At 37.5% G+C, this 21,281-nt stretch carries 13 protein-coding genes; 2 read left to right on the top strand and 11 right to left on the bottom strand.

Features of this window, described 5'->3' with window-relative positions; translation table 11 throughout:
• Nucleotides 1-7: 7 nt before the first annotated feature.
• From EV201_RS14900 to EV201_RS14850, 11 genes are all read right to left on the bottom strand, one after another.
• A complete protein-coding gene (locus EV201_RS14900) occupies nucleotides 8-2,248 on the bottom strand; it encodes a GH92 family glycosyl hydrolase (RefSeq protein WP_207224510.1) in 2,241 nt (746 codons plus the stop codon).
• Nucleotides 2,249-2,290: 42 nt separating this feature from the next.
• Entirely contained in the window at nucleotides 2,291-3,139 is an 849-nt protein-coding gene (locus tag EV201_RS14895; RefSeq protein WP_207224509.1) for an endonuclease/exonuclease/phosphatase family protein, read from the bottom strand.
• A 117-nt stretch (nucleotides 3,140-3,256) separates the two neighbouring features.
• On the bottom strand, nucleotides 3,257-5,116 hold the full coding sequence (locus EV201_RS14890; protein ID WP_130308433.1) for a LamG domain-containing protein: 1,860 nt from the start codon (nucleotides 5,114-5,116) through the stop codon (nucleotides 3,257-3,259).
• Between the two features lie 66 nt (nucleotides 5,117-5,182).
• Nucleotides 5,183-6,742 (bottom strand): SusD/RagB family nutrient-binding outer membrane lipoprotein, encoded by a 1,560-nt coding sequence (locus EV201_RS14885; RefSeq protein WP_130308432.1) that lies wholly within the window; start codon nucleotides 6,740-6,742, stop codon nucleotides 5,183-5,185.
• Nucleotides 6,743-6,762: 20 nt separating this feature from the next.
• A complete protein-coding gene (locus tag EV201_RS14880) occupies nucleotides 6,763-9,921 on the bottom strand; it encodes a SusC/RagA family TonB-linked outer membrane protein (RefSeq protein WP_130308431.1) in 3,159 nt (1,052 codons plus the stop codon).
• 164 nt (nucleotides 9,922-10,085) lie between these two features.
• A complete protein-coding gene (locus EV201_RS14875) occupies nucleotides 10,086-11,192 on the bottom strand; it encodes an ROK family protein (protein ID WP_130308430.1) in 1,107 nt (368 codons plus the stop codon).
• 9 nt (nucleotides 11,193-11,201) lie between these two features.
• Nucleotides 11,202-12,356 (bottom strand): MFS transporter, encoded by a 1,155-nt coding sequence (locus EV201_RS14870; RefSeq protein ID WP_130308429.1) that lies wholly within the window; start codon nucleotides 12,354-12,356, stop codon nucleotides 11,202-11,204.
• A 3-nt stretch (nucleotides 12,357-12,359) separates the two neighbouring features.
• On the bottom strand, nucleotides 12,360-13,358 hold the full coding sequence (locus tag EV201_RS14865; protein WP_130308428.1) for a LacI family DNA-binding transcriptional regulator: 999 nt from the start codon (nucleotides 13,356-13,358) through the stop codon (nucleotides 12,360-12,362).
• Between the two features lie 145 nt (nucleotides 13,359-13,503).
• A complete protein-coding gene (locus EV201_RS14860; RefSeq protein ID WP_130308427.1) occupies nucleotides 13,504-14,649 on the bottom strand; it encodes a YibE/F family protein in 1,146 nt (381 codons plus the stop codon).
• 98 nt (nucleotides 14,650-14,747) lie between these two features.
• Complete coding sequence (locus EV201_RS14855; protein ID WP_130308426.1) at nucleotides 14,748-16,280, bottom strand: alkaline phosphatase; 1,533 nt, start codon at nucleotides 16,278-16,280, stop codon at nucleotides 14,748-14,750.
• 45 nt (nucleotides 16,281-16,325) lie between these two features.
• Nucleotides 16,326-18,227: an AMP-dependent synthetase/ligase gene (locus EV201_RS14850; RefSeq protein ID WP_130308425.1), complete on the bottom strand. Its 1,902-nt coding sequence runs from the start codon at nucleotides 18,225-18,227 to the stop codon at nucleotides 16,326-16,328.
• Between the two features lie 390 nt (nucleotides 18,228-18,617).
• Here EV201_RS14850 and EV201_RS14845 point away from each other — a divergent pair, with 390 nt between their 5' ends.
• Together EV201_RS14845 and EV201_RS14840 are read left to right on the top strand one after the other, a co-directional pair.
• Entirely contained in the window at nucleotides 18,618-20,093 is a 1,476-nt protein-coding gene (locus EV201_RS14845) for an aminotransferase class V-fold PLP-dependent enzyme (protein ID WP_130308424.1), read from the top strand.
• 160 nt (nucleotides 20,094-20,253) lie between these two features.
• Nucleotides 20,254-21,165 (top strand): metallophosphoesterase, encoded by a 912-nt coding sequence (locus tag EV201_RS14840; protein WP_130308423.1) that lies wholly within the window; start codon nucleotides 20,254-20,256, stop codon nucleotides 21,163-21,165.
• Nucleotides 21,166-21,281: the final 116 nt, after the last annotated feature.

The raw sequence follows: 21,281 nt of genomic DNA, 5'->3' as shown, positions 1-21,281 counted from the left end.
TTTTAATCTAATAAACAATTGATTGAGGTCTGTCTTGATTGGCTTTCCCAAAATTGGTGTTGGGTGTTGATCCCATTTTAAAAACCAGGGTTCCACCTTTTACGATATCCTTATGCGTAATGAAAGATTTTGTATACTCTTTACCATTTAAACTGACTGATTGAATGTAGATATTCTTGTCGCTATTGTTTTTAGCAAGAATTTTAAAGCTTTTATTACCCGGTAGGTTGATTGTTACTTCGTTGAATAATGGACTGCCAAAAACGTAAGCACCATTACTTGGATTAACAGGATACATTCCCATGGATGACATGATGTACCAGGCCGACATTTGACCACAATCCTCGTTGCCACACAAACCATCAATTTTGTCGGAGTAAAGTTCGTTCATGATGTAACGAACCTTATCAGCCGTTTTGTATTGCTCGCCTGCATAGGCATACAAATAGGTGGTGTGATGTGAAGGCTCGTTGCCATGTGCATATTGTCCAATAAGTCCTGTAATATCATTCGAAGCTCCTTCTTCCAATTCTGATGAGATTGAGAATAATGAATCAAGCTTACTGATAAATGGTTTATCACCACCAAAAAGCTCAATTAAACCTTCCGGGTTTTGAGGAACCAACCACAGATATTGCCAGGCATTCCCTTCGCAATAATCGTTAACCCGATGTTGAGCAGAGTAAGGGTCAAAAGGCGTTCTCCAGCTGCCATCTTTCATTTTACCTTTCATGAATTTGTCTGACGAGTCAAAATAATTTCGGTAGGCTTCTGCTCTTTTTGCAAAATAAATAGCGTCATCTTCTTTGTCTAAACGTTTTGCTAATTGGCCGATTGCCCAATCGCTGATGGCGTATTCCAAGGCTGAGGCAACCGATTCGTGCATGGCATCGGCAGGAATGTAACCCAGCGTCATCATTTCTTTCACTCCAGGCTCGAAATCACCTGTTGCCGTTGTTTTTACTGCCTCGTAGGCTAATTCATAATCAATACCTTTTATCCCTTTTAAACAGGCATCAACAACAACAGGAACGGCAGAGTAACCGACCATTGTGTTGGTTTCACTTCCCATTAGGTGCCAAACTGGGAGTTTCCCTTGTTGCTCATAAATTTTAAGCATGGAGTTAATCATATCACTAACACGATCGCTTTGTGTAATTGTAAATAGGGGATGAGCTGCACGGTAAGTATCCCACAAAGAGAAGACTGAGTAATTGTTAAAGTCAACGTCTTTATAGACTTTCTTGTCTGTTCCTCGGTAGTCTTTATTCGAATCGTTGAAAAGACTTGGTGCAATCATACTGTGATAACAAGCCGTATAAAAAATCTTTAAATCTTTTTGACTGGCTGTCTTAACCTGAATTTTGTTGAGCTCCTTATTCCATTTGGTGTTGGCATTGGCAACTACTTCTTCAAAATCCCATTCAGGGATTTCAGTTGTCAGATTATTGATAGCACCCTCTATACTTACAGGAGAAATGGCTGTTTTGAGCATTAATTCACCATTCCCTTCGAAACTTAAAACTGTATACTGGGCGTTTTCACCAACTTGTTTGAAATCTTTAATACGTTTCGAGAATTTTGTCACAAAATAGATGCGTTGATCCTTTGACCAGCCTTTTGAAAAACGATACCCAGCAATACTGTAGTCGTCAAGTTTTATTAATTCGGCTTTGTCAAGTTTATCCCAACCAATTCCTCTTTCCAAATCGATAATTACTTGTGAATTGCCTTTTTGTTTGTAGTTGTATTTCTGAAAGCCAACGCGCTCGCTGGCTGTAAGCTCTACATCAATGTTATATTTGTTTAAATGAACCGAATAATAGGAAGCTTGCGCTTTTTCTGTTTTATGTGAGAAACCAGAAAGACGTGTTTTTGCACTTAAATTTTCAATGCTGTAATCGTTAACTGAGGTGACTGGCATCATAAGAATATCACCTAAATCTCCAATACCGGTTCCACTTAAATGGGTGTGTGAAAACCCAATAATGGTTGTGTCAGAATGGTGATAACCTGAGCACCAATCCCATTCCATTGTAATATTATTGGGACCGAGTTGAACCGCACCAAAGGGAACACTGGCTCCAATAAAAACATGTCCATGGCCTCCTGATCCAATTGTAGGATCTACAAATTGAATTGGATTGTTATCAATGGGAATATAATTCACTTTTGTTTGGCAGGATATGCATCCCAGACTAAATACAAATGCAGAAATAAGAATTTTACTTAGGTTCAACTTGTTCATTTTAAAATGGTATATAGCTTGTAAGTTTGATGTTGTCTGAATCTATTTTTTGATTGTCCCAATTTCAACCAGAACAGGATAATGGTCTGAAATATGCTTGTTATTATCAAGTCTGTCATCGATATGGGAGTAGGATAATACTTTGATGTTTTTAACGAAACAGTAGTCGATTCGCGAGGTAACAGGTTCGTTTTTGAAAGCATTGAATGTGCCTTTAGGGCCATAAAATGGGGAAGAAGAGAGCGTGATGGCATCAGTGAGCTCTTCTTTTAATATTGTAATAGTCTTTTCTTCCGGGGTCACGTTTAAATCTCCCATTAAAACGACAGGTAAATCTTCTTTATTAATTGCCTCGATTTTCTTTAAAATTAAGCGGGCAGAATTTTCTTGTGCTACTTTCCCCTGATGATCGAAATGAGCATTAAAGATGTAGACTTGTTCTTTTGTATTAATATTTTCAAAAAGAGCGTATGTACAAATACGTTCAAGAGCGGCATCCCATCCCACAGATACTATATCCGGAGTTTCAGATAACCAAAATGTGGCTTGTTTGATGACTTTATATTTGGCAGGATTGTAGAAAATGGCACAGAATTCACCTTTTTGTTTTCCATCTTCCCGCCCAATTCCAATATAGCTGTAATTACTTAATGTACTATCCAGAAAGTTAACTTGATTACTCAGAGCTTCTTGAGTTGCTACGATAGAAGGTTGGTATCTATTTATAAGTTTTGTGATTTTGTCTCTGCGGAGCATCCAATTGTTTTCAATATCCCATTGGTTATCGTATCGAATATTAAAGGACATAAGCTTTGTAGATTGTCCCAATACCGAATGAGATAAAGACAGGACGATTAAAATAAAAAGCAGTTGACTTCTGATAGGATGCATATTGTTAATCTTAAAATGGTTGAATTGATTTCGTGTATTAAATATGGTGATTTTGATTGAGTTATAGAAATGGAGCCGCCACTTAAAGACGGCTCCATTTTCATTCTAACTAATTATTTATTCAATATTCCATTTGACACCCTTAAGTTCACCTTCATAGTTACCAGTTACATCTTTAAATTTAACACCAGCAACTTTTTCAAGAGGAAAATAAACTTGTAGACCATCTTCAGTTCCATCAATATCTGCGTTTAGATCTGCAGCAGCTTTAGCAACATCCCACATACGGAAATCTTTGATAGAGCCGTGCATCACGCTTCCCCAATTGCTTCCTAATAATCGGAAATCAGAATCGGAAGGAATATTAGGAGTACCAATATTGTCATCAACACCCATTTCAATACCGTCAACATAAAGCGTAGTTGTACGAGCGGTATTGTCGTGAACTAAAGCAACATGCTGCCAGTTCCCAGGTTTGATTGTCAATGCATCAGCTTTTGGGCCTTGCCATCCGCTACCCGCGTCAGTGAAGTTCCATAAGGCTCCGGAATTTAAGACATTCTCTTCGGTTAGTTCTTCGTAGCCTGTAGCCCATATACCATATGAATAACCATAGAAGAACACTGCTGTTCCATAGCCCAGAGATTCAAATTCGATATCCATTTCAATGGTATAGTCCCCCTGAGGCGTATAGTTAGGTGTAATGCTGAATCCATAAATATCAGATTCTGGTTCTACCATGATACCAGTTGCATCTGCGACTAGATTGTCTTTAATTAATTTTAACTTAGAGTTAATTGAAGAAGCCTGCGCAGCAACTTCATCTTGTTTTTTAGCATTGGCTAAAAGATCATTTCCTTCATCAATTAGTTCTTGAATGTAGTCTTTTGTTCCAATTGGATAATCCCCATTGTTCGTCCCTTCAACAACTTCTGCTTTTAAGCTTGTTGCGGTAGCAATAGATGTGTTTAGTTCTGAAAAATCGATTACGATTACAGGAGGAATCCCATCTGCAGCCCAGGTAACATCACCTTTAAAAGTGGCAGTGTATTTACCTGTGTTGTCCTTAAATTCAGTACCCAAATCAGCATCGAAAGGGAAATACATGGCTAAACCTTCTTCTGTATTTTCAAAAGCAGCATCCTGATTGTCTGAGATCTGTTGTTCAGTTCTGGCATTAGACCATACTCTGACATCTTTAACCATTCCGTTGATAACACGGTCAGTCCAGGTTGGGCCGTTTCCAATCACAAATGATGCTTCTGGAGCTGGCATATAAGCTTTGTCTTGTGATAAAATTTCTACACCATTAACATACAGTTTTTGGCTGCTAATTTCATTTACAAATGCAATATGCATCCATTCACCCGCTTTAATTACACCGGGTTCTGATTCTATAGTATTCCAGCCACTGCCACTACCAACATTTAAATGAATTGTACCATCACCAAAATAACGAATTACAAAACCACTATCAGGACCTGATTGTTCAGTTGCAAATATGTTGTTTGAATAACCTTTTGTAGCTAAATCGACAACATAAATCTTTGTTTCAATGGTGAAACTTTCATTAAAAAGAGGTTTAATATTATCCGATATTTGAATGTAGGTATCGTTAGATTGACCAATAATTGGAACAGCCAGACTAACAATATTTGTTTTAAAAATATCAATATAAGTTTGCAGTTTAATCGCTGCATCTGCCACATCATCTTGAGATTCAGCATTGGCAATTTTCCAATCGACCCAGGTTAAAACATCCTGTAATTGTTTTTTAGAACCAGGCTTGTAGTCGCCCGGACTAGTTCCTTCTTCAGTTGTTGCAATTAAGTCATTAGCCTCAGTAATTAATGAATCGAGTGAAGTTGCATCAACCTGACCTAAATCGTTATCATCGTCACAAGCTGCAATGGTAAAAACCATTAAAAAGGCAGCCAGAAAGGACCATAATTTTATGTTTAATTTCATTGTTTTCATATAACAAAGTTTAAACAATGTGCTTGGGATTAATAATCCCAATACACATTCGTTAGTTTTTTCAAATTAAAAATTGCTATTCATGATACCAGCTGTTTTGGTTTTGGTATCAGCAGTGTCCCACCATAAACGAATATCCATTCTATCACCGTCCAAGGTATTTAATGCCGATGGCATGTTGGCTTCGTTTTGAAGGTGTTCGTTGTCCGGATAGCGTACTCGTTTAACCCAGGTTCCTGTAGCAACGGTTGAGCTACCACTCACACCATCTTTAGGTAAAGTCACATCAGGGTAGTCCGTTCTTCTGAAATCTGCCCAGCCTTCAACACCATTTGGAAAATTAGCCAGCCATTTTTGAGTTATGATTTGTTTTAATTGAGCTTCGTTAGAACCTGAAATGTTTGGCAGTCCATCGATATAAGTGCTTGCATCATCACTTGATACGCCTACATATTCCATTGAAGCAGATACACCTTCTTTGTAAAGTGTATTAACATCGCCAGTAGTCCAACCACGCAAAGCCGCTTCTGCCAGCAAAAATTTAACTTCCGAGTAGAACATAACAGGGCAATACATCAGATTGACTCCGCCATCGCCTTCAAAATCAATATAGCCACCCTCAAGGTTGATGGTTGCATAATCATCGTCCGAATTTGCAGGTACAAGATTATAACCGTTTTCAATCCCTTTATACCGATCGAAACCAGCTTCCTCTTTTGTCTTAGATTCCCCCTCTACCTTGTAGGCAAACCATTTTGGTGCTCTTGGGTCTTCGCCTGCACTTGATTGGTTATACAGGTTGTCAGAGAAGGTTTTTGACATGCGAACATTGCCCCAATTCCAAGCCATTTGGTGTAAATAATCGTACCAACCCTGACTCCACATGGGAACTTTTGCCACATCATCATTACTTGTTAATAAACCTCCGGTTCCATTTATAGCAGCTTGAACTTCAGCTTGAGCTTTTACAGGATCAACATTGGAAATACGCATAGCCAGACGTAGTCGAAGAGAATTTCCAAATTTTTGCCACTGTCTTGCATCACCCTCATAAATAAGATCGTAACCATCGTCGTATTTGTATTGCTCTTCACCACCTGTGATGCTGGAGATTGCATGGTCTAATCGTTTAAAAAGATCGACGTAAATTTCCTGTTGTGAAGTATAAGGCACATCTTCACCTTGACCAGCATTAAAATAGGGGATATCGCCATAAGTATCGGTCATTCTTGACCACCAGTAGCACATCCAAATATCTTTTATAGCAATGGCATCCACATATACTGGGTTTTCTGCGTACGAAGCCTCAATAGCAAGTGCATCACGTAAATGTCGAGTGTAAAACTCTTTCCACTGATTACCGATCCAGCCATCTACATATTCATAACGAGGTGATCCAAAACCTGAAACGGTATTGGCCCAGTATTGTGAATATAAATCAGGATACAGGTTGACATTACGCTGATAATTAGCAAATACTTCCTGTTGCATTGAATTAAGGAAGAATTTAGGTTCAACATCTGTTACGGCATCTGATGGGACATTCATGTCTCCAAAATCATCAGAACAGCCACTAGACAGAACGAATAGTCCCAGTGAGATCAGGCCTAAATATATTTTTTTCATGATATTCTTATTTTTAATAATTAAAAACCAACATTAAGAGAGAATCCATATGTTCTTGTAGCAGGTACTGGCGAAAAGTCAAAGGCTTGAGCTGCTAATGAAGAGCTATAAGCACTTGCATCCGGTGCTGTTCCAGGCGTATGCTTATAGAAATAGAATAAGTTTCTTCCTACAACAGAAAATCTGGCTGTTTTTACAGGACTATGAGGGATTTTATTTAATATTGATTTCGGAATATTATAGCCAATGGCCAATTCTTTCAGTTTCATATGTGAGGCATCGTAAATAAATTCTTCGTCTACTTTTGATAATTCTCTCCAATATTCTTCAGCACTAATCATGACATTGTTTGCTCCGCCATCAGCTGTTACTCCATCAACAAACAATGCCATACGGTTGTTTTCGGTTGTTCTGGCCGCAGTTCCTGAAGACACCGCACTTTGCTCTGATGTAGAAATAATATCACCACCTTCCTGGATCGACATCAAAGCAGAAAGAAAGAAGCCTTTGTATTCAGCATTCAAATTAATGGATCCTGTCCAATCAGCCTGAATATTCCCCAAAATATGATCATCACCCTGAGCCGTCGTTTGTAAACCATTTGCATCAACAATGATTTCGCCACTTTCAGTTCTATTATAGATACTTCCTCGAATAACACCTAGTTTTTCACCCGGTAGTGCCATAACGCCCATACCTAAATCATATTCAGGAATTCCTGGAGCCAATTTTTCGAGGATGCCTTCATTCTTAGCGAAATTAAAGTCAATTCCTAATCTGAAATCATTGGTTTTAACAGGGACTGTAGTTAACATTAACTCAATTCCTTTATTGGTAATTAAACCTGCATTGATTAAGCGTAGATCGTAACCAGAACTTTGTACTGTTGGAGCTGGTAATATTTGATTTTTTGTTTCTTCATTGTAATAAGTGAAATCAAGTCCGATACGGTTGTTCAGGAATCTCATGTCAGCCCCAACTTCCCATGATGTGGAAATCTCAGGCTTGAGATCTTTAATCACTTGAGTTGATGCAACCATTCCTCTGGACAATCCGAAGTTCCAGTTTTCAATTTTAAAACTTTGACTTGTGTTATAAGGTGTTGTTGCTTTCCCAACCTGTGCCCAAGAACCTCGTAGTTTTGTAAATGTGATAAATTCCGGTAAGTCTACCATTTCAGAAACGATTCCACTTAAACTGAATGAAGGATAAAAATATGAATTGTCAAACTTAGCATCAGCAGCAGTAAGAGTGGATGACCAATCGTTGCGGGCAGTAAAATCAAGAAACAGAACGTTTTTATAAGCAATCTGTCCAAATCCATAGATTGATCGAACTTCTGATTCTGTGATTCCTTCACTAGCCTTGATGTTTGAACCTGCACCTAAAAAGAAATCTCCTTCTGAACTCAAACGCCCGGAAGTCGCATTCAAGATTTTATGGTACCTGTTCATATTATTGGCACCTACATTTAAACCGATTGTAAAATCTTCATTAATATCCTTATTATAGGATAACAAGAATTCATAGTTTTCTTCTTTAAAATTGGATTGAGAAGGGCTATAATTTGGTCTTGAAGCATCTACATTATCTGCATATAAATAGCCTTCTAAACTGGAAAACTGATAGAAATCCATACCATATTTAAACTTGGCTTTCAAATCAGAAGTCAATTTAATATTGGCTGCAACATAACCGAAGGTTCTGTTTTTCTCATCGTGATTTGTAGTTTGTGCTTGAAGAAAATATGGATTTCTATTGCCAGCGTTAGGAGTGGTGTAAAGTTTTTCAACGTGCTTACCACCTACGATGTTGTAACCTGGAGCTAAATCCTGGTTGCGGATATTCATAGGCATGGAATTGAAGTATGACACATAGCTATAATTCCCAATTTCAGGGCGTTCGTTACCTTCAGTTAAGAAATAAGATAACTTGGTATCTATATTCAGCCATTCATTAATGTCATAATCTGCTCTTAAGTCAAAAGTTGTTTTCTCAACTTTATGATCTTCGTATATTCCATTCATGATATCTTTTCCCAAAGACACACGGTAAGTACCTTTATCGTTACCGCCTGTAAATGAAACGTTGTGTTTTTGGGCAACACCTGTTCTTGTAAAGTCTTTCAGGCGGTCTTTTTGAGCCTCATAGGCAATTGTTTCACCTGTCCATGATTCAAACATTTGACCATTCATTTCAGGTCCCCATGATGAGGTATTGGTATTGTCGTATTCACCTTTGGTACCTTGACCATATTTATTCTGAAGATCGAGCATATAGGCCGCTTCAGAAAAAGTGAAACTTCCGGAATAGCTAATGCCCAATCCTTTTCCACGTGTTCCTTTTTTTGTGGTAACCAATACGACACCATTACCCCCACGTTCTCCGTATAGAGCAGCAGCATTAGGCCCTTTAAGAACAGAAATTGATTCAATATCTTCCGGATTTAAATCAAAAGCTCCACCAGCTCTTGAGGTTCCGCCCCAAACTGATCCATCTCTACTGTTTCCATCATCAAAAGGAACACCATCAACAACCCAAAGAGGAGCATTATTCCCTGATAGAGAACTGGCCCCGCGAATTTCAATTCGGGATGTTCCTCCAACTCCGCCACCTGATTGGTTGATTTGCACACCGGCAACTTTACCTGATAGAGAACTTACCAAATCAGAGTTACCAGTCTGGGTTAATTCATCAGCTTTTACATCCTGAACAGCATATCCCAGAGCTTTTTTCTCTCTTTTAATACCTAAGGCTGTAACAACAACTTCATTCATTTGTTTTGTATCAGCAAGCATAACAATATTCAACTCAGATTGAGAACTAACTGTAATTTCTTGCGTTAACATTCCAATGAAACTAAATACCAGAATACTGGATTCGTTTGGAATTGAGATTTCGAATTTCCCATCGATATCAGAAACCGTTCCTTGTGTGGTTCCCTTTATAACGATAGAAACTCCGGGGAGAGAGGTTCCATTTTCTTCAGTAACAACTCCCGTAATAAGTTTTTGAGTGGCAACCGTTAATGTTGCATCTGGCAAATTGGTAACGTTTGCATTTACTGATAATGGCAAAACCATTATTGCAAAAAGCAAAGCTAAAACTCCTATCTTACTCTCAAGCCTTATTGGGTTGTTTATGCCTGAGCGAAGATTTCGTAAAACGTACTTCTTCATAGTTAGTAAATATTAATTATAAATGGTTTTTTAAACAAATTGGTTATTATGAACTTAACTTCGTTTTTAATATAAAAAAAGACTTTTTGTTAGTTACTAAACCGATTTAGTATACTAGGTAAAAAAATTCAATCTTAAAATGATCAATAAAATGGAGCCAATTGTTATTGCTGACTTACTTGTTTTAATGCAAAAGCATAAGCACCAATTCCAATGGCTCTGCTTGCTCCCAGTTTACTTGAGCATACAGCTAAACGAGGTTCTGGATCATATTTTAAACATTTATTCGTTCCAGGTATTATAATTTCTCTGGACTGATCTTTAACGAATTCATTAAACTCGTGTTCGTTATCAATATTATAAACTTTCTGAACCAATCGGGGGATACTTTCTCCCTGAGCCGTTTGTAACTGTCCATTTATTTCATCCATCACAGCAGGCATATATAAATCGTTTGCTCCTGATAGTCCACCACCTATTACTGCGATACCATCGGTAATCGTAAGTAAGTTGGCTAAACTATCTCCTAAGCAATTTCCAAACTGCTTAAAAGCAATTTTTGCTGCTTTCGTATTGGGATGATTTTCATCCTTTGCAATATCATAAATATCCTTTGGCATTAAATCTTTGTTTAATTCACCGGAAGCATTTTCTTGATAAACTCTCTGAATCGCCCTTGTACTGATACCTTCTTCGGCAAATTGCTCTGGGAACAGCCTTGAACTTGTTAACCAAACTTCACTAGCAATTGAATTGTCGCCAATAAAAAGTTCATTATTTTGTACCAAACCTCCTCCAAATCCCGTTCCCAGAGTTATACCAATTAGATTATTGTAGCGTTTAGGACTATTGACAGCTTCCAGTTTTTTATTTATTTCGGGCAAGATGCCTCCTAATGCTTCTCCAAATGCAAATAGATCACCATCATTGTTTATGTAGACAGGAATATTAAAATATTCTTCCAACATTGGCCCCAATGCTATGCCACCACGAAATGCAGGTAAGTTTGTTAAATCTCCAATAATACCTCTTTTGTAATCGGCTGGCCCGGGGAATGCAAAACTAATGGCGACAGGATTTTCATCCAGTTGATTTTTAACTTCTTGAAAACCGTCGACAATTGTTTGTAAACAAAGCTCTAATTGATCAGCGTTTGATGGTTTTTGAATAGGATCTATAATTTCATTACCACCTTTAATTGCTGAAAAAACAAAGTTTGTTCCACCTGCATCAAGGGTTAATACGACTCTTTTGTCACTCCATATATTCATGTTCGTCAATTACTTTCTTTTATAAAATGATAAGGCTAAAATATAGCCTATACAAACTAGTGTTACAATAAAACCTGCCATCAATGAGAAAATGTCAGCAACTGCTCCAAAAATGACTGGAACAATAGCTCCTCCAATTATGGCGGTTACCATTAGTCCTGATATTTCATTACTACGCTCAGGCATTGCATCAATTGTAATTGAAAATACCAAAGGGAAAATATTGGCAAATCCCAAACCGATAATCAGAATAGCAGCAAAGCCGATAATCGAATTACTTGCGATATATAGTCCCAAGATTCCAATTATAGCAACTATAGATGTTATCTTTAAGAATTTTTGAGGTGACATCCAGTTTAAAATAATACCGCCTAGAAATCGTCCTGTCATCAATGCCAAAAAGAAGAAAAGTGTTCCCCAAAGGCCTAATTCTTTGATATCAAAATTGAATTTGTGTTCCAAGAAATTAGGAAGCTTTGCACTCATACTAACTTCAGCTCCAACGTATAGAAATATGGCTAGAACCATAAAAAAAACGTAGGGGTTTTTTAATAGAGACAATACCGATTTGAAGGATGCTGGAGTTTCAGATTCATCTTTCTTTTCTTCGATTTTAACAGACCATAAATAGATAATGGCAACTAAAAGAATGCTTGAATAAATAGGGAAAAGTATTTTCCAGTCTAAGTCCCAGTATTTTGCTGCAAGCAGGGGGAGTAGGGCTCCTGATAAGGACCCGATTGCCTTTGTGAATTGTCCGAATGATAGGTTTCTTGAATATTTACCCTCTGGAGATACATCTCTCATGATTGGATTTCCGGCAACCTGTAAAATTGTAGCACCAGTGCCAAGCAGTAAGAGAGAGCCTAATAATAGACCAAATGAAGAGAAATCACCTAGGATAGGAAGTGTTAGCCCGGCAAGGGCTGCTATCATCCCTAATATCAACACCGTTTTTTTCCCTTTTCTATCTTGATAGAGTCCCATGGGAACTGAGAGTAAACCAAACATGATAAAGCCCATGAAGGTTACCAAGCCTGCCATGAAATTTGATAGCTGATATTCAGCTTGTAATTGGCTTGTTAAAGGGCCCACAACATCGCCAAATCCCATACATAGGAAGGCTAAGAAAATTGGACCAGATTTTAAGTAATTATTTTTCATTTGTTATTTTCGTTCGATTAATTTAGGTGTTAACTCAATTCTTTTGTTTTCACTTTTTTTAGATCTTAGTATTTCTTCGATTATATCAGTGGTGTGCATGGCTATTTTTTCAATAGGTTGCGCCACAGATATGACTTTGGGCATTGAATAATCGAACAGGTCGACGTTATCAAAACTGACGAATTTGATATCGTTCACTTTGTCTTTATAGTAAGTGTTCATCAGCCAAATGGCAATAACTGCAATCTGGTTATTCGTAAATACAACAGTATCAACACCCGATTCAATTAAAAATTTAAGTTCTTTTTCCGTTCCCTTCTTTAAATTGTTGTTGTCAACAATTCTGATTAATTCTTTGTCAAAATCGATCTTGTTGTTTGTCAAGGCCATCTTATAACCTTCGATACGATTTTTTAAAGAATATACGTCTGGTGTTAATGATATCAAGCCAAGTTTCTGAGATTTGGAATCGATTGCACTTTCAACTGCGTTTTTCATCGATATTTTATTTTCAACTAAAATGTAGTTGGCTTCGATTTCCGGATCTTCTCTATCAAAAAATACGAGAGGAAAATCTTGTGACAATAATGACTTGATCGCATCACTTTGTATAAAACAGGAAGCGACTATTAAGGCATCGACCTGACGGTTCACAAACATGTTAAGAACTTGCGTTTCTTTATCTTTATTTTCATCAGTACTACCAATAAGCAAGTGATAGCCTTTTTCCCAAAAATGATCTTCAAGCAAACGTCCTATTTTTGCAAAAAAGGGGTTGGAGATATCGGGAACCAAATAGCCTATCGTGTTTGTTTTGCCTTTTTTTAAACTCTTAGCTATTTGATTGGGCTGATAGCCCACTTCACTGACATAATCCAATATTTTTTTTTGCGTTTTTTTACTAATATTCTTCTCATCTCCTTTGTTGTTGAGAACAAAAGAAACGGTCGTTTTTGATAGACCTAAGTCTTGGGCGATATCCTTAATTGACTTCTTCTTCAATGTGTAAATTTTACTAAATCGGTTTACTAAATCGGTTAATCAAAAGTATGCCTATTTTTTTATTTGGCAAAATAGATTTATTTATTTTGATTTAATCTAAATAAACTAGGCGTTATATCGAGAAGAGTTTGGTTTAAGGCTTTTTTTAGTTTGATATTTTTGAAACCTTTTGACGGGTAAACACCCAACTTCCAATGATTGCTGTAAAAGGGGCGACCAAGACCAAACCAAAGCTACCAACTAAGGTGTGTAACAATTCGCCCGAAACGTAATTAAGATTGAGGATATTAGTCATGGGGGTACCCTGAGCGATGAAAACCATTAGGAGTGCTGAGAAACCGCCCGAATAGGCCAGTAAAAGGGTGGTCGTCATGGTTCCTACAACAACTTTACCAACTTCGAATCCTGACTGGCGTAATTTTTTTGTACTAATTGCCGGGTTGTGATTGATGATTTCGGCTTGAGAGGCTGCAATATCCATTGAGATATCCATAACCGCGCCTGAGGAGGAAATAAAAATACCGGCAAGGAATATATCTGTAAGATTTAAATGGGCATAACCCGAATAGAGTAAGGTCTCAGAAAAAGGTTTAATTGCGCCGTGTATATTGAACTCTGCACCAAAAATAATGGCCATCATGCAGGTCACAATAATCCCACTCATTGCTCCCAAAAATGCCACCAAGCCTTTTTTATTTGTCCCGGCGACAAGGAATATAATAACAGAAGTTAGCAGCGCAACAATTCCCAAAGAAAGTGGGATGGGGGCGAACCCTTTTAAAAAGCCGGGTAGGAGTAATTTCCAGATGGTTAAACCCGCAAACATGAAGGATAGAATGGCCTTGAGTCCAACCCAGCCAGCAAAGCTAACCAGTAGTATAACGAAAAGAATTAATAACCATAGTTCCATATTGATTCTGTAATGATCAATTACATTGGCACTTTTAATCGTTGAATGGTCTTGGTTTAAGTTTAAGACCGTTAAAGTTTTATCGCCGGGAATAAAAAGTTTATCAAACTCCATACGTCCAATCAGTTGATTAAATGCTTGAATTTCGACGTTCTTAAATTTCCCATCTAATATTCTGATTTGAAGTTTCTGTGTTCCTGTTTTTAGGATCCCAGTTTCTACCATCAATTCATTATTCGTGGACAAAACCAGGGCTTTTACGCGTTGCGTATTAGCTTCTTGATCCTTACTAAATTCATTGGGAAAAACAATTAGGCTGAAGCACGCAATAATTAATAAGCCAACTAAGATGAGATCTGATTTTTTAGGAACTTTAATCATGCCAATTGTGTTTGCAATATATTTTTAAATGGAAAAGGTGAGTCTTTAAGTTCTATTTGAAAACTTAAAAGCTCACCCTTCAAATATGTTTCAAATGATTAGTTTAACTCCAGAAGTCTGAATATGTTTTTTGCCATATCCGTATTATCGAAATAGCCGGAAAACAGTTCAGAACCGACACCAATTGCTTTTACCGGGATTGGTGTTGCAGTATGTGAGAAGGAAGTCCAGCCAATTCCTGCTTTTTGAGATAAGATGTGGCAGGCTGTTACTGCCAATGGATTATAACTTCCATATAGCAGATAGAATTGGTCATCTTTTTTGATTTCCTTATTGTCACTCATACTTTGTTCAAAAGCATTTTTAAGTTGCTTTTTCTCAAGATTAGAAAGTTCCAAGCCTTTATTCTTATTGCCAAGACCAAAGTGTTTTTCAACTAAGGCCATTCCATCTTCAAGTTTGTAATTATCCTTATTATTTTTTTTGTATTCATTGATAATTTCAGTAAAACCATCGTTAGAAATGTTCTGATATTGTAACAGTTTAAAAGCGGAATGATAATGGCTGCCAGAAAAACCAAGAGCCATACCACCTGTTTCGTGATCACCCCCTACAACAATTAGAGTTTCTTTTGGATGCTTATTATAGAAATCAAGTGCAACTTTAATTGCAGCGTCAAAATTCATGACTTCTTTGATTGCCGTAGCCGCATCATTGGCATGACAGGTCCAGTCTATTTTTCCTCCTTCAACCATCATGAAAAACCCTTTTTTGTTGTTTAAAAGCTCGATCCCTTTTTTTGTGAATTCGCTTAATGGGATATCGTTTTCATTCTGGTCAATAGCGTAAGGTAGGGCTTTGCCACCAACCAAACGAGGAGCAATAGCAATGATTTTATCATCACCTTTTCTTAATTGATTAAACTCTTTTTTAGTGTTTAAGATTTTATATCCACGTTTTTTTGCCAGTTCAATTGAATTGGTTTGCTTGTTTTCAACGTCTTTATCAGTGCCCATACCAAAATTTGCCATGATATTGTTTTTATCCACTTTACCATCTCCTACAGGATGCTTAATACCTCCACCAGCAAAATAATTGAAATTTGATCGACTTAAATCCAGACTGATATTGTAGTACATGCTACGAGATGGTTGGTGTGCATAAAAGGAAGCCGGAGTTGCGTGGTCGATAGAGACTGATGAAATGATACCCACTTTATAGCCTAAATCTCTGGCTTTTTCAGCGACAGATTGAAGGGGCTTTTGTTTTGAAGCATCCATACCAATGGTATTGACACTGGTTTTATGTCCTGTTGCCAGAGCAGTTCCTGCAGCGGCCGATCCGGTTATAAATCTATTGGTGGCATTTGTGGTGTAAAAACCATGGTGTGGAAACTTATTCATTTCAAGTTTTTGAATGCCATCCTGCCCGTTAACGGCTGCCATATAGGCTTCAGCTGCATTGGCTTGAGATAAGCCCATGCCATCGCCTATGAAATAGAAAATGTATTTGGGGGCTTTACCTTTGTAATTGTTTCGTTGTTTATCAGCTTCTGAGTTTTTTGCACTGACGCTGATTGATAACAGGAGCAAAGCAAAAAACAGGTTGATTGTCTTTGAATTAAACTTCATGGTTGAATTGTGTGTTGATTGTGTCGAGTTATTTTAAGGAACCTTTTAAAGATTCCTGATGGTTTCTTTATTTTTTGTATTGATGAAGTTCTTACCATCTGGTGTGTAGAGATAATCGACATAGTCGTTGAAATAGCGAATAACTTTGTCACGAACGACTTTCATGGTTGAATTCACCAGCTTATTGTCTTCAGAAAAAGCTTCAGGTAGAACAGCTGTTGCAGTTGGCATCCATCTTTGTGGGAACATATCCTGATAAATACCACCTGTTTTATAGGCATTCATTTCTGATTGCAACAGTTTAAGTGCCTCAATTTGGCCTTCTTCAGTATTTGAACTTAAGCCACAAGATTTCAGATAAGCTTGAATAGCCATTTTGTTAGGAACAATCATGGCAATGGTATATGGATTCTGATTGTTGTATAAAAGACACTGATCGATATAGGATGAGTTATGAACAAAGGCTTCTTCAATACCTTCAGGGCTATATTTTTCACCATCGTTGGCAATCAGTAAGGATTTAAATCGACCGGAAACGTAAAGAAAGCCTTCTTCATCTATATGGCCCATATCACCCGTGTGCAGCCAATCATTTTTTAGTGTTTCAGCACTGGCTTTATCATTTTTCCAGTAGCCTTTCATAACATTACCCCCTTTGATAACAATCTCACCCTTTTCACCTGCAGGTAATGGATTCCCCTGATCGTCACAAATTTTGAAGTCCATATTATTGACAAGGAAGCCTGATGAACCAAGTTTATGGCGATGGTGTGCATTGGACGATATGATTGGAGAGGCCTCAGATAAGCCGTATCCCTGATACATGGGCAGACCAATTGCATAAAAAAAGCGTTGCAATTCAATATCGAGTAAGGCACCGCCACCCACAAAGAATTTTAAATTACCACCAAAGTTGTCTCTGATTTTTGAAAAAAGAAGTTTGTCGTAGAACTTATATATGGGTTTAAGGAATTTTCGGGTTCCTTTCCCTTTATCCATGCCTATTCCGTTGTAGCGATAAGCTACGTCGAGAGCTTTGTTGAACATTCGTTCTACAGTAGGACCTTTAGCCTTGATATTTTTTTCAATATTTTTTTTGAAATTCTTTGCCAGAGCTGGTACACTCAACAGAATGTCCGGCTGTATTTCTTTGATATTTTTGGGAATATTTTTTAGAGCGTCCATAGGTGAATTCCCCTGCTGAACAGCAGCGATTGAAGCTCCTTTTAACATGAAACTGTATATGCCTGCCGTGTGCGCAAAAGAATGATCCCAAGGTAAAATAAGCAACGTTTTGTAGCTGGGGGGAATATCCATCAAACTTGATGCTTGTTTCACGTTTGAGGTGTAGTTGTTGTGCGATAAAATGATGCCTTTAGGGTCGGCAGTCGTACCTGAGGTGTAGGATATGTTTGCATTATCGTTTGCCTCAATCGCCAACCAAAGGGTTTCCAATTGCATTCTATCTTCGTCACTTAAGTTTTGCCCAAAGCTTAAAAGGGAAGATAGATAAATTTCTTTTGATTGCAACTCAATATCTTCGTCTATTACGATGATTTGTTCCAGAAAATCAAGATCATCTTTAATTTCTCTGATTTTAGAGAGATGATTTTTCGAAACGATAAGGAGTCGTGCTTCAGAATGTTGAAGTCTAAATTTTAATTCATTCTGTGCATCTAATTTTACTGAAAGGGGAACATTTACAGCCCCAGCGTAGAGTATGCCCAGTTCTGAGAGAACCCATGCATTTCTACCTTCTGAAAGCAGGCCAATTCGATCGCCTTTTTTGATGCCAATTGCAAAAAGTCCTGCCGCTAACAGATGCACTTCAGTTTGAAGTTCTTTATACGATTGAGGAATATATGCGCCATCATTCTTTTCCCACAAAAAAGGGTTGTTTGGATACTGTTCTACACTCTTTTCGAAGAGTTGAATAATTGTCTCCATATATCTTTAAAATCTGCTGTAAATACTAGTTATTTTGAAAAGGGTATTTTTTTAATGAAGACAAATTTAGTGTTTTCCCCTCAAATTCTTTTATCCTTCATAAATATGCTCCATTCTAAATAAGAGGCGGAATTATTTATTGTTAACACATTGTTGCCTTTTCTTAATAATACACACTTACAATCAGATTTATACATGTTCTGTTTAGAATTGCGAGTGGGTACAAATAGCCTGAGATATAGGAATATATCCGGTTGCTATTTGTATTCCTTTTTTAGAATATATAAATTTACGACCGTTCTTAAATCAGATGAAACAGTCTGAATATTAATCGATTTGAGACATGCGAAATCTAAACAAACAACAAAACACATAAAACAAATCTAACGAATGAGCAATTTGGAGAACCATTTCAAAAAGTTCCGAAAGAATACGGTGGGAAACGAAGCCCGATTTTATTCTCCCTTTGGTAAGCAAACTATCGTATACGGCGATTGGATTGCGAGCGGACGTTTATATAAGCCTCTCGAGAAGAGAATGCTGAAGGATTTTGGACCCTATGTGGCAAATACACATACAGAGACCAATGTTACCGGTACTTTAATGACTCAAAGTTACCATGAAGCTCAGAATTTAATAAAGCAGCATTGTAATGCTGGTCCCAATGATGTATTGATACATGCGGGTTATGGAATGACTGCTGTTGTGAATAAGCTTCAACGAATTTTAGGATTGAAAGGTTGTGGTTATATGAGCTCTACGGTTTGTCAGAAAGAAAGACAAAAACCTGTAGTATTTATCACCCATATGGAGCATCATTCAAATCAAACATCATGGTATGAAACCAATGTTGATGTGGTTGTCGTGCCTCCCGGAGAAGGTCTTAGAGTTGATTTAAATGAGTTAGAAAAACAGTTGGAGAAGTATGCTGATCGTCAACTCAAAATAGGCTCGTTCAGCGCTTGTTCAAATGTGACAGGGATTATTACTCCTTATCACGAAATGGCAAAAATGATGCACAAGCATGGCGGTATTTGTTTTGTTGATTTTGCAGCTTCAGCCCCTTATGTTGATATTGATATGCATCCTGAAGATGAGGCTTGCAAGCTGGATGGAATTTTCTTCTCACCACATAAATTCTTAGGTGGTCCAGGTTCGTCAGGTGTTATGATTTTCGATTCAGCACTTTATAATCCCGAAGCAGCTCCCGATAATCCAGGTGGTGGTACTGTGGATTGGACAAATCCCTGGGGAGAATATAAATATGTGAATAGTATTGAGGCACGTGAAGATGGAGGAACACCAGGTTTCTTACAGTCGATAAGAACCGCTTTGGCTATCGATGTGAAAAATCAGATGGGAACAGATAAAATGGAAGCGCGTGAGGAAGAATTGCTCGATTTAGCCTTTAGTCTGATGCGTGAAGTTGATGATGTTACGATTCTTGCTGATGATGGTCAGAAGCGTATTGGTGTGATGTCGTTTTATATTGAGTACATTCATTTTAATTTGTTAGTGAAATTATTGAATGACCATTTTGGTATTCAGGTTCGAGGAGGTTGTGCTTGTGCTGGTACTTACGGCCATTATATGCTGAATGTTACACCGGAGAAATCACAAGCCATTACCTGTGAGATTAGCGCTGGTGATTTAACACATAAGCCGGGATGGGTGCGTTGGTCGTTGCATCCAACTACCACAGACAAAGAGGTTATCTATTTTGTTGAGTCCATTAAGCAAATTATTGCCAATTTTGAGGAATGGAAAAATGATTATGAGTATTGTAGTAAAACCAACGAATTTACTTATGTTGGCCCCAATAAAGTAAAGAAAGAAGTTCGTGTTTCGAAATTATTCAAGCTTTAGCGACTGATTGATTCGAGGTATTAATTTGATTTAAAATATAAACTCTTCTTATTGTTTGACAATAGGGAGAGTTTTTTTGTTTTTATATCTTTGATAAAAGAGAACTATGAGCCCTTAGAGGTTTGTTTACGATTTATTATTCATAATTAAAGGAAGCACATTGTACGATATAATTGGAGATATACACGGGGAATTTGAGAGCCTGGAAGAAATGCTTCAAACCTTAGGGTATAAAAAGGAAGCTGGTGTTTATGCTCATCCCGAACGTAAAGCTGTTTTTGTAGGTGATTTTGTCGATAGAGGATTTCGTGTGATTGACAGTCTTTGCCTGATAAAAAATATGGTCGATTACGGTTCTGCTTATGCCATTGTTGGTAATCATGAACTTAATGTTTTGGCCTATTATACGAAGGACGAAGAAGGATTTCCCTTGCGTGAGCATAGTTTGAAGAATAAGGCTCAAATTAGAAGAACTTATCTCGAGTTTCAGGCGAATAAAGAGGCTAAGAAAGTTTACCTGAAATGGTTACGATCTCTACCCATGTTTCTTGAATTTGATGGGTTTAGAGTCGTTCATGCCTGTTGGGATCAGGAAGCTGTTGATTTGATTCGTGAAAAACATCCTCAAAATAGATTGAGTAAGAAATTCCTACGAAAGATTCACTCTAAGAAAGGCAAGCTTTATGAGGCTTGTATGCTTTTGTTGAAGGGAAGAGAATTTGCTTTACCCAATGATATGATTATTAAGGATAGTTATGGGGTTAAACGCAGCATGTTTCGAATAAAGTGGTGGAATAAGATGGAGGGGGAGAGCTTTAGTTCTTTGGCCTTTGGTAATCGTTTCAAGCTACCTCATTATACAATCCCTCCTGAACTTTGTGTGGAAATACCTCCTTATTCAGTAGAGAATCCGCCTGTCTTTTTTGGACACTATTGTTTGAATGGCCAAGCTGGCGTCATCCGTGATAATTTATGCTGTGTGGATGCCTGTGTCGCAAATGGAGGACATCTGATTGCTTACCGTTGGGATGGGAATCGGAAATTAAACCCCAATAATATTGTAAAAGTGTAACTGTCCTGGAATCACCTTTTTGAATTCTCAATATTGATTAATTTTTTATTAACTTTTTTGGTTGATTATGTTTTTGTGAAAATTTTTCATAGTTTCGGGCTTTATATAAAACCATT

This window comes from Ancylomarina subtilis, from assembly GCF_004217115.1.
In the GTDB taxonomy this organism is placed as follows: Bacteria; Bacteroidota; Bacteroidia; order Bacteroidales; family Marinifilaceae; genus Ancylomarina; species Ancylomarina subtilis.
The sequence above is the reverse complement of the archived record's forward strand: the minus strand, read 5'-3'. Positions and strand labels throughout refer to the sequence as shown.

Coding starts and splice junctions, on each gene's coding strand:
- EV201_RS14900 (WP_207224510.1), bottom strand. CDS start 2,248: ATGAACAAGTTGAACCTAAGTAAAATTCTTATTTCTGCATTTGTATTT.
- EV201_RS14875 (WP_130308430.1), bottom strand. CDS start 11,192: ATGAATATATGGAGTGACAAAAGAGTCGTATTAACCCTTGATGCAGGT.
- EV201_RS14855 (WP_130308426.1), bottom strand. CDS start 16,280: ATGAAGTTTAATTCAAAGACAATCAACCTGTTTTTTGCTTTGCTCCTG.
- EV201_RS14845 (WP_130308424.1), top strand. CDS start 18,618: ATGAGCAATTTGGAGAACCATTTCAAAAAGTTCCGAAAGAATACGGTG.
- EV201_RS14850 (WP_130308425.1), bottom strand. CDS start 18,227: ATGGAGACAATTATTCAACTCTTCGAAAAGAGTGTAGAACAGTATCCA.
- EV201_RS14890 (WP_130308433.1), bottom strand. CDS start 5,116: ATGAAAACAATGAAATTAAACATAAAATTATGGTCCTTTCTGGCTGCC.
- EV201_RS14895 (WP_207224509.1), bottom strand. CDS start 3,139: ATGCATCCTATCAGAAGTCAACTGCTTTTTATTTTAATCGTCCTGTCT.
- EV201_RS14885 (WP_130308432.1), bottom strand. CDS start 6,742: ATGAAAAAAATATATTTAGGCCTGATCTCACTGGGACTATTCGTTCTG.
- EV201_RS14860 (WP_130308427.1), bottom strand. CDS start 14,649: ATGATTAAAGTTCCTAAAAAATCAGATCTCATCTTAGTTGGCTTATTA.
- EV201_RS14880 (WP_130308431.1), bottom strand. CDS start 9,921: ATGAAGAAGTACGTTTTACGAAATCTTCGCTCAGGCATAAACAACCCA.
- EV201_RS14870 (WP_130308429.1), bottom strand. CDS start 12,356: ATGAAAAATAATTACTTAAAATCTGGTCCAATTTTCTTAGCCTTCCTA.